General features: G+C 38.9%; 13 protein-coding genes and 2 pseudogenes. 6 read left to right on the plus strand and 9 right to left on the minus strand.

Going from position 1 to position 15,554, the window contains the following annotated elements; translation table 11 throughout:
- Positions 1–218 precede the first annotated feature (218 nt).
- A complete protein-coding gene (locus JCM19034_RS17680) occupies positions 219–1,064 on the minus strand; it encodes a Ku protein (protein WP_062051857.1) in 846 nt (281 codons plus the stop codon).
- A gap of 260 nt (positions 1,065–1,324) precedes the next feature.
- Here JCM19034_RS17680 and JCM19034_RS17685 point away from each other — a divergent pair, with 260 nt between their 5' ends.
- Complete coding sequence (locus JCM19034_RS17685) at positions 1,325–3,166, plus strand: DNA ligase D (RefSeq protein ID WP_062051859.1); 1,842 nt, start codon at positions 1,325–1,327, stop codon at positions 3,164–3,166.
- A gap of 27 nt (positions 3,167–3,193) precedes the next feature.
- Here the strand turns inward: JCM19034_RS17685 and JCM19034_RS17690 are convergent, their stop codons facing one another.
- Positions 3,194–3,463, minus strand: a complete 270-nt coding sequence (locus tag JCM19034_RS17690; RefSeq protein ID WP_062051861.1) for a DUF3006 domain-containing protein — start codon at positions 3,461–3,463, stop codon at positions 3,194–3,196.
- Between the two features lie 4 nt (positions 3,464–3,467).
- Positions 3,468–4,598 carry an MBL fold metallo-hydrolase gene (locus JCM19034_RS17695; RefSeq protein ID WP_231687026.1) on the minus strand — a complete coding sequence of 377 codons (1,131 nt, stop codon included), beginning with the start codon at positions 4,596–4,598 and terminating at the stop codon, positions 3,468–3,470.
- 213 nt (positions 4,599–4,811) lie between these two features.
- Between JCM19034_RS17695 and JCM19034_RS17700 the strand changes: the two genes are divergently transcribed.
- Positions 4,812–5,192 (plus strand): hypothetical protein, encoded by a 381-nt coding sequence (locus JCM19034_RS17700; RefSeq protein WP_062051863.1) that lies wholly within the window; start codon positions 4,812–4,814, stop codon positions 5,190–5,192.
- Between the two features lie 52 nt (positions 5,193–5,244).
- Here JCM19034_RS17700 and JCM19034_RS17705 read toward each other — a convergent pair whose 3' ends face one another.
- From JCM19034_RS17705 to JCM19034_RS17720, 4 genes and pseudogenes are all read right to left on the minus strand, one after another.
- A complete protein-coding gene (locus JCM19034_RS17705) occupies positions 5,245–6,378 on the minus strand; it encodes a SpoIIE family protein phosphatase (protein ID WP_062051865.1) in 1,134 nt (377 codons plus the stop codon).
- Positions 6,347–7,546 (minus strand): class I SAM-dependent rRNA methyltransferase, encoded by a 1,200-nt coding sequence (locus JCM19034_RS17710; protein ID WP_062051867.1) that lies wholly within the window; start codon positions 7,544–7,546, stop codon positions 6,347–6,349. The genes JCM19034_RS17705 and JCM19034_RS17710 overlap by 32 nt, the downstream gene beginning before the upstream one ends.
- Positions 7,547–7,697: 151 nt before the next feature.
- Positions 7,698–9,121 (minus strand): annotated as a pseudogene (locus JCM19034_RS17715) (carbon starvation protein A).
- A gap of 161 nt (positions 9,122–9,282) precedes the next feature.
- A complete protein-coding gene (locus JCM19034_RS17720) occupies positions 9,283–10,335 on the minus strand; it encodes an NAD(P)/FAD-dependent oxidoreductase (RefSeq protein ID WP_062051869.1) in 1,053 nt (350 codons plus the stop codon).
- A gap of 116 nt (positions 10,336–10,451) precedes the next feature.
- Here JCM19034_RS17720 and JCM19034_RS21250 point away from each other — a divergent pair.
- Positions 10,452–11,063, plus strand: a pseudogene (locus JCM19034_RS21250) (iron chelate uptake ABC transporter family permease subunit); the annotation flags it as partial.
- A gap of 113 nt (positions 11,064–11,176) precedes the next feature.
- Here the strand turns inward: JCM19034_RS21250 and JCM19034_RS22000 are convergent.
- Both JCM19034_RS22000 and JCM19034_RS17735 read right to left on the minus strand, forming a co-directional pair.
- A complete protein-coding gene (locus JCM19034_RS22000) occupies positions 11,177–11,683 on the minus strand; it encodes a hypothetical protein (protein WP_062051873.1) in 507 nt (168 codons plus the stop codon).
- On the minus strand, positions 11,650–13,182 hold the full coding sequence (locus JCM19034_RS17735) for a bifunctional UDP-sugar hydrolase/5'-nucleotidase (RefSeq protein ID WP_062051874.1): 1,533 nt from the start codon (positions 13,180–13,182) through the stop codon (positions 11,650–11,652). Before JCM19034_RS17735 ends, JCM19034_RS22000 begins: the two co-directional genes overlap by 34 nt.
- 183 nt (positions 13,183–13,365) lie before the next feature.
- On the opposite strand from JCM19034_RS17735, the gene JCM19034_RS17740 reads away from it, so the two are divergent.
- From JCM19034_RS17740 to JCM19034_RS17750, 3 genes are all read left to right on the plus strand, one after another.
- The gene (locus tag JCM19034_RS17740) at positions 13,366–13,617 is read left to right on the plus strand and encodes an NAD(P)-binding protein (protein WP_062051877.1); all 252 of its coding nucleotides are present in this window, start codon (positions 13,366–13,368) and stop codon (positions 13,615–13,617) included.
- Between the two features lie 80 nt (positions 13,618–13,697).
- Complete coding sequence (locus JCM19034_RS17745; protein WP_062051879.1) at positions 13,698–14,642, plus strand: FAD-dependent oxidoreductase; 945 nt, start codon at positions 13,698–13,700, stop codon at positions 14,640–14,642.
- The gene (locus tag JCM19034_RS17750; protein ID WP_062051881.1) at positions 14,632–15,528 is read left to right on the plus strand and encodes an RNA polymerase sigma-70 factor; all 897 of its coding nucleotides are present in this window, start codon (positions 14,632–14,634) and stop codon (positions 15,526–15,528) included. The genes JCM19034_RS17745 and JCM19034_RS17750 overlap by 11 nt, the downstream gene beginning before the upstream one ends.
- The last annotated feature ends 26 nt before the right edge of the window (positions 15,529–15,554 follow it).

The raw sequence follows: 15,554 nt of genomic DNA on the forward strand, positions 1-15,554 counted from the left end.
CTCAGAAAAAACATATAGTGCTAATCAACCACCTATTAACAAAAGATAACTATACTCCCCATATTACCACTATCAGTCATACACTTTAAAAATTACTACGAAATTAAGGAGAAGAGGCACAAATATGATTACTAACGATAAAACGTCCTGAAAAGTAGCATGATGCCTTTTTCAGGACGTAAAACCGATTGTATTTATCTATTCCGACTACTTTGTCGTTACGCATTTTTCCTCGTTTGCGTGTTCGTTTTTTTTGCAGGTGCTTTCCGTTTTTTCGTTGTTTTCTTCTTTGTACGGTCAAGTGAGGCTTCAAGTGCCGACATTAAATCGGTGACATTAGACGCTTTCTCTGGTTCTTTTTCCGTTGCACTTACCGTATGCTTGCCTGTTTTCTTCTCCTCGATTAACTCCATTAATGCAGTACGGTAATCATCTGAGTATTTCTCAGGTTCAAACGTTGTTGTTAGCTGCTCGACAAGCAGCAGGGCAGTGTCAAGCTCCTTCTTAGCAACCTCCTGCTCTTCAGGAATATTCGGCACATCCTCTGCCTTACGTACTTCATCAGGAAAGTGAATCGTCTCCATTAAGAGCATTTGCTTATACACACGAACAACCGCAAGCTGCTCCTTTGACCGAATAATAATTTTTGCGACACCAATCTTGCCAGACTCCTCCAATGCCTTGCGGAGAAGTGAATAGGCCTTTGCCCCACCGCTGTCAGGAGCCATAAAATAACTTCGCTCAAAGTAAATTGGGTCAATCTCCTCAAGCTTAACAAAATCGATAATCTCAACTGACTTATCTTCATTTTCCTTTTTCAGCTTTTCCAGCTCTTCATCGTCTAAAATGACAAATTTGTTTTTTGAATATTCATAAGCCTTCACAATATCATCCTGTTCTAATTCCTTTTCACAGCCAGGGCACACCTTCTCATATTTAACCGGCGTGTGGCAATCTTTGTGAATTTGCCTTAGCTTAATATCTTTATTTTCCGTTGCAGTATGAAGCTTAACCGGTATATTAACAAGTCCAAAACTAATGCTACCTTTCCAAACTGTATGCATCGACTCACCCGCTTTTTTTCTTACTATTTACGAATCAACATAAATTATGTATCTGACTAATGAACATACTATAAGAAAAGACGCATTAGCTTCTTTTCTTTAAGCGACGTGCGGAGCCGTTACAATGGGTTTCACGCATAACTGAAGCGGTCTCCTTTCAGTTATGCCATGAAACGAGTGGAGCCGACGCTCAACAACCTGCAATTTTTATACTCTCTTTTAAGAAAAGCACCGAGCGTCCATCATAGGAGGTGGTAACGATGAAACCAATGCGTTTAACTCCCAGCGAAACAACACCTACAGGAAACAGCTGGATTTATGAAGCGAAATACGACGGCTTTCGCTGCTTATTACAATGGGAGAGAGCGAAGCCTATTTTATATAGTCGAACAGGTCGCGTATTAAATGAGCAATTTCCAGAGATTATAGAATTTTGCATACAATACGAACAAAAAGTAGAGCCTTACCTCCCACTTCTGTTAGACGGCGAGCTTGTTTTCTTTACACACCCTCTAGTAAGTGACTTTACAATTGTTCAAACGCGAGGGCGTCTTCGTCACCAGTCAAGCATTGCTACTTATAGCTCGCGATTCCCGTGCCATTTTCTTGCCTTTGATCTCCTATTGGGAAAAGGAGAAAATGTAGCAAAACAGGCCCTTTCCAAACGAAAAGAACAGTTACATAACATCTTTTCGAAAGTGAATCTACCTTTACAACCTAACATCAAAAGCGAAAAAAAAGTTCAATGCATTTTTCACACACAGGATAGTAAATCACTATGGGAAGAAATCGTAGCCTATAATGGCGAAGGAATGATTGCTAAACATCTTACTAGTAAATGGGAAAAGGGAATACGCACGACACAATGGGTGAAAATAAAGCATTGGCGTCTTGTCACTGTCGTGTTATCTAGCTACGATCGGGGAAATGGTTATTTTAAAGGGGCTATTTTTAACGGGTCTGAATGGATTGACATCGTTGACTTTAAACACGGGCTATCAAAGGAGCAAGAGGCTACACTAGTGTCTTTTTTCCGTGATCACGGTCAGAAGCAGGCTGCTGAACAATGGACGATCGACCCAGCCGTTTGTTTAAACATTGCTTGTATTGATTTTGATGGGAAGCATCTTCGTGAACCAATGTTTTACGAGTTTCAGCTTGATCAGGATCCTCAATCATGTACTTGGAAGCAAATGCAACGTCAGCTTTTCCCGATTCCTGAATCAATCGCAATTACTCATCCTGATAAACCGATTTGGCCAAACTTAGAGATGGATAAAGACCGGTATATTTTATACTTACAGAAAATCGCTCCTTTTCTTTTGCCCTTTTTAGAAAATCGTTGCCTAACATTAATACGTTATCCACACGGTGTAGATGGGGAATCGTTTTACCAAAAGCAGTGTCCTGATTATGCTCCAAGCTTCATCAAAACGAAACAGGAGGAAGGGATTGATTATATTGTATGCCAGGATATCCAAACACTATTATGGCTTGGCAACCAGCTTGCATTAGAGTTTCATATCCCTTTCCAACCGTTTGATTCAATTAAGCCTTCTGAAATTGTTTTTGATTTAGATCCACCGTCTGAAAATGAGTTTTCGTTAGCCGTAGAGGCAGCTTTACAAATGAAAGAGCTATTTGACCGATTTGGGCTTTATAGTTATGTGAAAACGTCCGGAGGAAAAGGCCTCCAGCTTTATTTGCCTTTACCTGATGATACATTTACGTATGAGGAAACACGATTATTTACCCACTTTATCGCCACATATTTATGCGAACGTTATCCTGAACAGTTTACGACTGAACGTTTAAAAAAGAAACGATACAATCGGCTTTATATCGACTACATTCAACATGATCTCGGAAAAACTCTTATTGCCCCTTTCTCACCGCGTGGCAATCAAAATGGATTGGTCTCTACCCCACTTTGGTGGGAAGAAGTTAATCATGACTTAACCCCATACCGCTTTACTATCGATTCTGTTATAAAACGAATGGAAAGCGGTAATCCATTTGTTGATTTTTTTGCGGTAAAGGAGAAACAACCTTTTCGAGAGGTCGTCGATGAGTTGACGCGACATCTAAAAAAGGGGAAATAGGGGTTGTCAATGGACAACCCCTATGCGTTACTTCCTTTTAAAACGGCTACCTCTGCTTTTTTGCTGTAAGCGAGATAATTGATTCTTCACTCGCTCCTCCATCGTTTCAGTCATGTTCTTATCAATTGCCATTTCCATGACCTGATCCTGTTCAACTACTAAAGAGAGCCACGTCCCTTCGTTAGCACCCTCAGGAAGCTGCTCTTTCGGCACAGAATATTCCTTGTTCACTTCTTCCGCTACTAAAACTGCGATACGGTCATTGACAATTCGATCAATCACTGCTCGTACATTCATTTGATCACCTCACACAAGCAAGTCCTTCTTCTATAATATCGGCAAGCCGCCCTTCACCAATACCTTCAATACGCACTAACTCCTCTATCGATTCAAATGGTCTTAACTCCAATAATGTTCGAGCACGTTCTTCACCAATATGAGAAATTTCTTCAAGAACCTCGACACTTGCTTCATTAAGATCAATGCAATTGCTCTCAACTACATCATCAATTATAGGTTCTTCCTCTTTAAAGACTGGCTCATTGCTAGATTCAATGTCCCCATCTTGCTCCGTTACAATTTGTAGCGTTTCACCATCAGATTCAATTATAATTGTTCCATGTTCATACGTTGCATACAATTCAATCCCGGTCTCTATCACACGATCTACTACCTCTTTGTGAGGATGACCATAATCATTATCAATACCTGCTGAAACAACTGCAACAGACGGGTTAACTGCTTGTAAAAACGCTGGAATCGTCGACGTGCTTGAGCCGTGGTGCCCTAATTTCAGTACATCGGCTCCTAAATGATAGCCAAGATCAATCATAGCCTGTTCTGTCTTTTCCTCAGCATCTCCTGTTAATAGAAAGCTCGTTTGACCATATGTGAATAAGATTGAAATCGACCCTTCATGAACATCACCGGTTATTTGGTCTGGATTTAATACCTTTACCTCTAACGGTCCAACATCATACACTTCACCTGCTCGCGGCTCATGATAATCAACTTCACTTGCTTCAATGGCATCGATAACATTTAAAAACGTTTGTGATGAAAGTATATCTCCAGACATCCACACCTCATTTACATCAATCGCTTCTAAAATGATATCCATTTGTCCAATATGATCAGCATGTGGGTGTGAACCGATCATAATATCAATATGCTCTATTTCTTTTACTTGTAAATATTCTAGAAGATTCTTCTCCTGCCAATGGCCTGCATCAAATAAAATTCGATAGTCTTCCCCTTCTGCTGTATACTCAAAAAGAGTCGCATCCGCCTGTCCGACATTTATAAAATGAACTCGTAATCCTTCAAACGATTCTTGCTTAACAGAGTTATTCCCCGCCAAGTCTAATTGGGCACAGCCAACTAAAATGATTACTGCAACCATTACAAATAAACTCTTTCCATATGTATACACTAAAATCACCTGCTAAATAAATCATACTTGGATTTGAAAGTTTCATAGAAGCCCTCACTCCAACACGTTTCAATAGTATACCATGAATCATATTATAGTGCCTTTTGTCATACCTCATATGTTTTTTTTATACAAGAATAATTTTTTGGTATGATGGTTTTTTTTTTACAAATTGGAATATGATAGTGATAACTATAATGAGGAGGGATTCATTTGAAGAAATCTATTATGTATTTTATAGCTATAATAGTTTTAACCGGATGTATGTCTATGCATAATAAAAAATTAGAGACCTCTATTAATTCAATTGTTAAAGATAAAAGTAATAACGAAATAAATGTATTAGCTTTAACAGATTTCGATTGGGATAAAGCCTTTCTCATTGAACCGTACAATAGTATATTGGAAACAACAGGAGTTGATTTCAAAGATCCCAGCAATATTAGCATGAGAGACGATATTTTTTTGTTGATTTTCCTATACGAAGACGAAGTTACACAGTACATTGAAATGAATCGCTATCAAACTAGCTTTTCCATTGAAAATAATGACTACCTAACTCCTTCCGAAGATGTAATAACCATAAACAGATAGGGATTCCATTCAAAAAACTGAGTGGAAAGCTTTATCACTCAGTTTTTTGTTATCATAGCTTTATTGAAATAATCGCAATATCATCTGCTTGTTCACCAGCAAACTCCCTTTTCCCCAACTCCTCTAATCTTTCAGGGTGCCACTCGTCAGCGATACTTAGCATATAATGTTCACTTTCACGTACAGTCATTCTTAGGGTTCCCGCAACGCCATCTGTAAAAAGAGCTAGTTGGTCGTTTTTTTCATAATTAATTTTCTGACTAACAGGCTCTGCCCTTTCGCTTAGGCCGATCGGCGTTGTTGTTTGCTTTAAAAATTGGCTACGTCCATCACCAACCATTACCCCGGCTGGGTGACCGGCATTAAAGTAGGAAATCATTTTTTCTTTAGCATCAATATATAAGTAAATCCCCGTACAAAAGTAATGCTTTGAACTAATGACGGTTTTAAACAAGGAATGGAAGTGTTTATGTAACTCTGCATAAACACGGTTAGGGTCACTAACCCGACGAATGATACCTGGCAAAAGCGAGCGCAATGACATACTTATTAAGCTAGAAGCAACACCTTGACCCATAATATCAAGCAAAATCACACCATAACGATCTGCGTCAATTTGATACCATAAATATAAATCACCTGATAAATGGCGAGAAGGACAAAAAAGTGCATTAATCATCATATCATTGTTTGAAATTGGAGGTACTAAAACACTTTTTTGGATTGCTTGTGCTAAGGCAAAGTCTTTTTGCTGTTGCATTATTAATCGCTTGCGATCGGTTATATTTAAATGGGTAATGACGACACCCTCCATATTTAATAGATCTGGTAATTGCTTTATAGGAGTAACTACCATTTCAAACCATCGCATTTCATTTGGAGAGTGAGATGGATATTCATAATGGAATACTTCCTTTTTGCCTTGCAGTACAGACATAATGCCTAGCTGAACAGCCTTCCCTGAAAGCTCCAAGTAATTGCCTCCGACTCTACACTCTGACAGACGGCCATCATTTTCCAAACAAAAACGCTCCCACTTCTCGTTTATTGCAATAATTTCTCCTTTTCGGTCAAGAATCGCTACTTGATGGGGCATTGAATTAATAATACTTTGACATAAAGGCTTATTTAACTTAACTGTTTTAATCGCCCCCTTATTTAAATGGTTGCTTGCGAATAAAAACAACTTTTAAATAATTCCCTTCCTTAAACGATTTACTCGTTTTAAAATCTTGCGGCAAAGAAAATTCCTTCTCTATTTCATAAGAAACTCCTGCCTCATCAAATGCTTGTTTAATAAATAACTTAAATCGTTTCATCTGAAACTGAGCATAATTAGTCGATGCGATAATGAGTCCATTGTCCTCTGTAATCGCGATCGCTTGCTTTAATAACTGCGGGTAATCTTTCCCGGCCCGAAATGTATGCTTCTTTGAACGAGCAAAGCTTGGTGGGTCAAGAATGACAATATCAAATGTGAGCTGCTTTTTAACCGCATATTTAAAGTAATGAAATACATCTTCTACGATAATGTCATGTGATTCATAATCTAACCCGTTCACACTAAACTGCTCTATCGTCTTTCGAAAACTTCGATTGGCAAGATCAACGCTCGTCGTTTTCGCCGCTCCCCCAAGTGCAGCAGCAACTGAGAATGCACCTGTATAGGAGAATGTATTTAACACTGTCTTCCCACTTGCATAGTCATCTCGCAACGTCTTCCTCACATCACGTTGATCAAGAAAGACACCGACCATCGCTCCTTCATTTAAATAAATTGCATAATGTATTCCATTTTCTTTTACAATGAGTGGAAACGATCCCTTCTCACCATCAACATAATCATCTTCCTCTACATATTTACCACCATGGTCAAAACGTTTCTTCTGGTATATCCCCCGATAGGTGATGGTTTCTCTTAATGCCGCTAATACTTGTTCTTTAAAAAAGTAGATGCCTTCACTATACCAGTTAATTAGGAGAAATCCATCGAAATAGTCAATCGTTAGACCTCCGATTCCATCACCTTCCGCATTAAATAACCGAAAGGCTGTCGTCTCCTCATCTTTATATAACGAATTTCTCAATGGAAAGGCTTCATGAAATTTGCGAACGAAGAATGCATCATCTATCACTTCTTGTTCATCATTCGTTAAAATCCAACCTAATCCTTTATTTTGCTTCCCATAATAAGCTCTTGCCACAAATTGCTTCTTTCCATCTACGAGACGAAGAATCGCTCCTTCTTCCCAAACACGCTCTTCATTAATTGCTTCACTTGTGATAAGTGGATATCCCGCTTTAAATTTATTAACAAAAGACGGATCAACCACACATTGATATTCATTGTTCATCTTCTCATCCTAACATATGAAAGTTCTATTTATAGTATAGCATAGAGAAAATTTGAAGACCTCTTTCTAAAGAAATGCTACAAAAAGACTTGCCCTAACTTTTAAAAAAAATCTTTCAATTAGTTGGATTCTAACTGAAAGACTTTGCTTATTATTTATTTACGTTCACTTCTTTATGCTGAAAATGAAAAACCTTACTAATATACCAAGCTACCACAACGGCTGTTAGGATACCGCCAATCACTAACGACAGGTGATAATCCATAGCCAAGCCTTCCGGTGCATAGAAAATATACGTGCAAACTACGCCAGTCATAAAGCATGCCGGAATTCCACATATCCAATGGTTTTTAGCTTGATTCATTAGATAAATTGCCGCGGTCCATAACATAACCGTTGCAACAACTTGATTCGTCCAGCCAACATAGCGCCATAAAAAAGTATAATCGATTGTTGCTAAGAAAAAAGCTGGGATGGCAACCGGAATGGTCACCAATGCAATCTGTGCTTTCCCCTTCATGTTCATAAATTGTGCCACAATCTCAGATAAAATCATTCGCGATGATCGTAAGGCGGTATCACCAGTCGTAATTGGCAAAATAATGACACCCGCAATGGCTAACATTAAACCGATCATCCCTAACAATTCAGACGAAATTTCATTAACTACACCAGACGGCCCTCCTAAAGCTAATGCTTCTTGCAAGCCACCCGTTCCATAGAAAAAGGTCATCCCTGCTGCGGCCCAAATAAGAGCTATAATACCTTCTATAACCATCGCTCCATAGAAAATCCGCCGACCGTCCGATTCCTTTTTCATCGTCCGAGCAACAATCGGGCTCTGCGTACTATGAAAACCAGAAATCGCTCCACAGGATATTGTCACCATCAATAATGGCCAAATCGGTAACTCCTCAGGATGGAGATTTTCAAGCGTTAAATTAGGTATCGTACGATCAGAAAAATTAGAGCAACGGCAACAGCACCTGCCATAATCAGTAAAACGGCACCTAATAAAGGATAAATCCGCCCAATAATTCGATTAACAGGTAAAACCGTAGCCAACAGAAAATAGGCAAAAATTAAAATAAGTGCAACGATAAAACTTACCGGTGTTAATTGTGAAATTAATTGAGCTGGACCTGCTGTAAAGGCCGCTGCCACTAAAATCATTAACACAAGCGAAACGATATTGATAAAAGATTTCATATGATTTCCTAAGTACCGTCCCACGAGTGCTGGAAATTGTGCCCCTTTGTGACGCATAGACATCATACCAGCAAAGTAATCATGAACTGCACCTGCAAATATACAGCCAATCACAATCCATATAAATGCGACAGGCCCGTATAACGCCCCCGAAATAGCACCATAAATCGGCCCTAATCCAGCTATATTAAGTAGTTGAATTAAATTCCCTTTCCACCAACTCATCGGAACATAATCCATATTATCACGCTTTGTATACGCTGGAGTTGCTTGTGTATCATCTATTACAAAAATCCGTTCCACGAACTTTGAGTAAAAGATATATCCAATTATAAGCAATGCAATTGCTACTAAAAATGTAATCATCTAACTTGCCCCCTACTTTTAAAAAAACTCATTCAACATCTTAACATTTTTTTTAAAAATAAAGAACAAATTTTCAGAACAAATCAATTATTTTTTCTATTCTTTTTTTTCTACTACAGAAAGAAAATTTACAATACTGGTATGCGACATTAGCACTTTCCCTATTGCTTTGCAACTATATCTCTCAGCAACTGGCGATTTCGCTCTTTAAACACCTCATTATGTGAGGATACCATTCCATAGCTATTTGCTTTTGGATCGATGAAACGTTTAGCCTGATTTACGGCATTTGCCGCATCTTGAAACGCACCCGCAATGAGATGCAGTTTTCCATCATGCTTTAATATATCACCTGCCGCATAAAGTCCTGGAATTGAGGATTCACTTACTGCATTCCCTTTTATATAAAAGCCATCCTCCATTGTAATGTTTAATGAACTATTCTCTAATAGTGAAGAATCACGTTCATAACCATGATTAATAATAATATCATCAATTTCTACATATTCGGTATGACCGTTTTCGTGATTCGTCACTTCTACCTTATTCACAAGATCACCATTCAAATTAGCGACAAGCTTCGTAATGGAGGAATTAAGCAGGCAACAAACCGTGCTATTTAATAATTGAGTCACTTGAGCTTCATGACCCTTCAATTCACCCTTACGATAGGTTAAATAAACCTTTTCCGCGATTGGCTCTAACTCATTTGCCCAGTCAACAGCTGAATTCCCCCCACCTGATATAATCACCGTACGATTTTTAAATTGCTTTAACGACTTCACTGTATAATGAAGGTTCGACACTTCAAACCGTTCCGCACCTTCTATCTCTAACTTTTGTGGCTTTAATATACCCGAACCTACGGCTACGATGACTGTCTTAGACCGGTGACACTCACCTGAACTTCCCCTTAATAAGAATTCACCGTGATCATCTTTAGAAATTGATTCGACCTTTTCGTTTAACACAACAGTTGGATCAAACGTGAGCCCTTGTTCTACAAGCTGATTAATTAACTTTTGACCCGTAATCGGAGTGAGCCCACCAACATCCCATATCATTTTCTCTGGATAAATATGTATTTTGCCACCTAGATACGGCTGAAACTCAATAATCTTTGTTTTCATTCCACGTAGTCCACTGTAGAATGCCGCGTAAAGTCCAGCGGGCCCTCCTCCAATAATCGTCAGATCATATTGTTGTTGCTCCACTCCGATCACTCCTGCCCTTTAAGATTAAATGATTATCATTCTCAATTAAACTATAAGCTATATCAATTGTTAAAATCAAGTGTTTTTCTAATGCCCCTTAATAAGCTCATTCTTCCATTGGCTTAGGATACTCCTCTGTTTCCTTGAATCGAATAATTCCAACGATCTTAGGTCAGGAAACGTTCAAGGAGGAGGCGATCCTAATTTCGATTCGTCTACCGCGAATTTTAATCATAGTATTAGCTGGGATGGCACTTACATTATCCGTGGGGATTTTACAAGGGGATCACCAGAAAAGACCTGGTAGACCAGGAATTATCGGTATTAACGCCGGTGCCGGGGTTGGAGTTGCTATTTACTATTTGTTCTTCCCTATTGATGCAGGTTCATTTTCTTATTTGTTACCGTTTATTTCCTTCATCAGTCCACTACTAACAGCTGATGTAATATACTTCTTTTCTTATAGTAAGCAGACTGGTTTGCAGCCTCTGCTGTCTCCGTTACTGGTGGCATTGCCTTTATAGGTCTAATGGCTCCTCATATAGCTAAAGCATTAATCGGGCCACGCAATCAGCTTTTTCTGCCAATTGCACTATTACTAGGGGGATGGCTCCTACTAGTACTGATACAATCGGTCGTAACTTGATTGACCCAGACGGTATACCAGCTGGATAATGGTCGCCTTAATAGGTGCTCCTTATTTTATATATTTATTGTTGAAAAAGTAAATCTCCTTATATTCGTAAAGGTAACAAAATAGAACAGTATGTCTATTATCTAAATAAAATAAGGGCCAAGCGACTTCATTATCAAATAGTCACTTAGCCCTTTATTAATCTTTCTATTCTACTTTTGCAAGACGGATTCGATGATATACGAGTAAACCACAACCTCCGGTGACAATCAAGAGCACGCCGATGATTAACCAATTATACATATCTGTCGCTGTATTTGGCAAAGAGTCGCCTTTAACAGTTTCGATCTTATTACTGTCATCTGTTGGCACCTTAGGTTCTTGTGTTGGTACTGGGTCTGAATCTGGGTCAACCGGTTCTTCCGGTGTTGGTTCTGGATCTGGGTCAACGGGTTCCTCTGGTCTTGGCTCTGGATCTGGGTCAACAGGTTCTTCTGGTCTTGGCTCCGGTTCTGGGTCAACGGGTTCCTCTGGTCTTGGCTCTGGATCTGGGTCAATATTGAAATCTTCCTTATTACCTACCACAATCCGACCTTCAGTTTGATCATATGGAGCAGAAACCGTTCCGATCTGGTCTAAATAATCAGTAAAAACATCAAAATCTGGCACAAACAGTTCTGTTATTCTACCTTCATCTTTTGCTTGCCTAAACATTGTATAGCCATCACCGCCATCAGCAGCAAATGCATTCGTTGCGACGATATACGTTTGATCGAGCTGAATAGCTCATATCCATCCTCTGTCTTTACTTCAACATGAAATACTCGTTCAAATGCTGGTTCATTTCGATCAAAATAAAAACGTAATCCAGCTACTTGCAAAAAGCGCCCATGTCCATCATCGATAGAGCTTACACTTAATTCTAATGCTTCTACAATCTCTTCCCCTGTTAATTCAAGGGTTACTAACGTATTTCCAAAAGGTAGAACGGTTAACACATCTCCTAGTGTAATATCGCCTTCTGCAATTGAAGCACGGATTCCACCAGCATTTTGTAACGCGATTTGTGCATCAACACTTTCTTGTGCCTTTTCTAGCATGCCATCTGCAATCAAATTGCCTAGGTTAGTTTCCTGCGAACGAATATGTTCACGCTCCGCATCTAAAAATATAGATGTATGACCGACAACATGTTTCTTCAATTCTTCAATCGGCAGTTGTAGCTCAGCTAAACGTGCCGTAGCAGCAGGATCCTCTTCGTACACATATTGCCCGTTTTCATCTTGCTCGTCGACCTTAATTAATTGCCCATCCCATGACTGAAGAACACCATTTTCATCAAACGTTACATCCAAGCGACCAAGGAATTCTCCGTATTCATTTGCTTGTACTACTAACGTCGGCTTTGTGTTTTCATGAAACACAACAGGTTTATCAAGTAACGTATGACTATGACCTCCAACAACAATATCAATACCTTCTACTTCCTCCGCTAATGTTCGGTCGTAGCGATAACCGAGATGCGTTAGAGCGATAATTTTGTTAACCCCTTCTTCCTCAAGGCGTTTCACTGTTTCCTTTGCCTTTTCTAGGTAATTTTCAAAGACAATATGATCACCCGGGTTTGCAACAAAAACGGTATCTTCTGTTGTTAAACCAATAATTCCAACACGCTCCCCATCAAACTCCTTAACAATTGCAGGATATACCTTTCCGTTTTCTGCTGGTGCACCAATCACGTCAATAAATAAGTCACTAAAGGAAGGCTCTTGGCTATAATTTATATTTGAACTTACAAATGGGAATTGGGCTTTTTTAATAAAATCAGCAAACACTTCTGGCCCTTTATCAAATTCATGGTTTCCCGGTACCATTGCATCATATTCGGCCATGTTCATAAACTCAAGGTCAGCTTGTCCTAAATATTGGTTAAAAAATAATGTTCCTGAGAAGACATCACCGGCATCTAGTAACAATGAATGCTCCACTTCTTCACGAATCGAGCGAACCGCTGTTATTCTATGTGCTACTCTATCTAAATGAGCATGAGTATCATTCGTATGCATGACTGTAAGCTCAAATGTCCCTTCCCTTTCCTGCGTTGAAGTCTCTTCATCGCCTTCTGCCAATGCTTGTTGTTCAAAGAAAAATAATGGATACAATACAATTTGCAAAATCAGGATACTTGCGAGAAAACAACGTAATTTGGCCAATTCTCTCTTCCTCCTTAATATATATTCATGATGCATTGTAACGAATAATTAATAACTACATTTGAAATTTGTAAATTAAATGTTAAAAATCGACAGTTTTTATGTGTATTTGTTCGACAATTATTTGTCACAATATGTGACCATGAATCGTCATAAGGGTATTAACAAAGAGGAGTGATGACAATGAGGAAACAATGGGATGTTATTATTATCGGCGGCGGTCTTGCGGGCTATGTAGCAGCCAACTATTTAGCAAAAGGGAATATTTCAACATTAATGCTAGAAAAAGCGAAGGAAATCGGTGGAAGAGCACGAACTATTAATAAAAATGGTTATCTTTTTAACTTAGGACCACACGCCCTTTATAAGAATGGAAAAGCAGCAGCTATTTTTAAAGAACTTTCTATTAATGTAAACGGGAAGTCTCCAGCCTAGGTGGAACAATCCTTTATGATGACTGTAAATACGAGGCACCGTTCACGCTCTCATCCATTATTAAAAGCTCCTATTTAACGATGGGGGAACGTTTTGAATGGATAAAAATAGCCACAAGCTTCAGTCGAAGCAGTAAAAAAGTATCCACTGCTAGCACATTTCAGCAATGGGTAGAACAAGCAACTTCATCCAGACGTGTTCAATCTCTTATCTATGCTTTAGCTAGATTAGCTACCTATAGCCATGAACCTGAGGAAATCAGTGCAAAGGTTGTACTCACACATCTTTCACTATCATTAGATGGTGCTCTTTATCTTGATGGTGGTTGGCAGCAGCTCATGAACCAGCTTCATCAGCAAGCACTTCTTTACAATACGGTCGTAAAGACTGAAACAACTGTCACCGAAGTAGAATTAAATCAAGATCAACTATGGGAAATCAAAACAAACAACGGTGATTTGTTTATCACTAAATATGTGATCTATACAGGACCACCTCAGCAATTAGCAACCATAACTAAGCAACGGCTAACATGCCCATTCCCAAGCATAAAAACGATTCAAGGGGCATCATATGAGATAGCCTTATCTAAATTGCCACATGAAAAAGATTTATTTGGATTAGACTTGAACTCAGCACTCTATTATTCTGTCCATTCAACTTATGCTAAGCTTACCCCGAATAACGAGGTTGTTCTGCATCTTTTTAGATATTTTCATTCAAATCAGGAAGATAAGGTATCTGTGAAAGCAGAATTAGAGCTCTTTTTAAATAAATTTCAGCCAAGATGGGAAAATCACGTCATTACAAGTCAATTTCTCCCTACTATTACCGTAAATCAACGCCTGCCACAAGTTGGTGATGACAGACTATTACTAAGACAAGAAACAAAACTGCGACGTTTCTATTTAGCTGGAGACTGGGCGGATCCGAACTTTATTTTGGCAGAAGGTGCAACAAACAGCGGAAAAAAGGCTGCACTAGCAATCATTCAAACTGAACGTGGAGGTAAATATGTCGATTAGTTCAAAGGAATTTAACCATTATAAACCGTTACTCTTTTCATTAGGCTACCGAATGCTAGGCTCCGTCACTGATGCTGAAGATCTTGTTCAGGAGACTTTTTTGAAGTGCTATCAAAGTGAGATCTCTCCCTTGAATCCAAAGGCATACCTTTGCAAAGTGATGACAAACCTCTGTCTAGACTTATTGAAATCATCGCAAAGACAACGAGAACAGTATATTGGCGAGTGGAATCCGGTGCCATTGGCAACTGATAGCCTTGAACCATCAGAGCTTCTAATAGAAAAGGAGAGCTTATCTATTGCTTATTTGCGGATGATGGAGCATTTAAAACCTGATGAACGTGCTGTCTTATTACTTAGAGAAGCCTTTCACTTTCCTTACAAAGAGATTGCACAAATGGTCAATAAGGAAGTACCGAATTGTCGCAAGCTTTATAGTCGGGCAAAAGCAAAGATAACAACCGTTGAGGCTGAGAACCTTAGCTATAAGCAGAACCTTGATCTTATTGAGCAGTTTATTTCTGCCTTCCAATCACAACAAACAACAAAGCTCCTTCAATTATTGTCCGATGAGGTGATTTTATATACGGATGGAGGAGGAGTTGTCAAATCAGCACTGCGGCCAATTAAAAGTCCATCACATATTATAGCCTTTTTTAATGGCGTTAGTAAAAAGACTGTAGTAGAATACGCTGTTTCTATAAGTACTTTAAACACACAACCTGCACTAATCATCTATATAAATGGAGACATTTACTCTGTGATTCAGTTTTTTATTAAACATGGGGAAGTCACAGAAATCTATATGACTAGTAATCCAAATAAACTTAATCACCTTCACTCACTTTTACCATTTGATAAGGGGATTCATAAAGGGGATTCATAAAGGGGATTCATAAATGGAATAAAAAT

The organism is Bacillus sp. JCM 19034 (assembly GCF_001310635.1).
GTDB lineage: Bacteria > Bacillota > Bacilli > Bacillales > Bacillaceae_D > Halalkalibacter.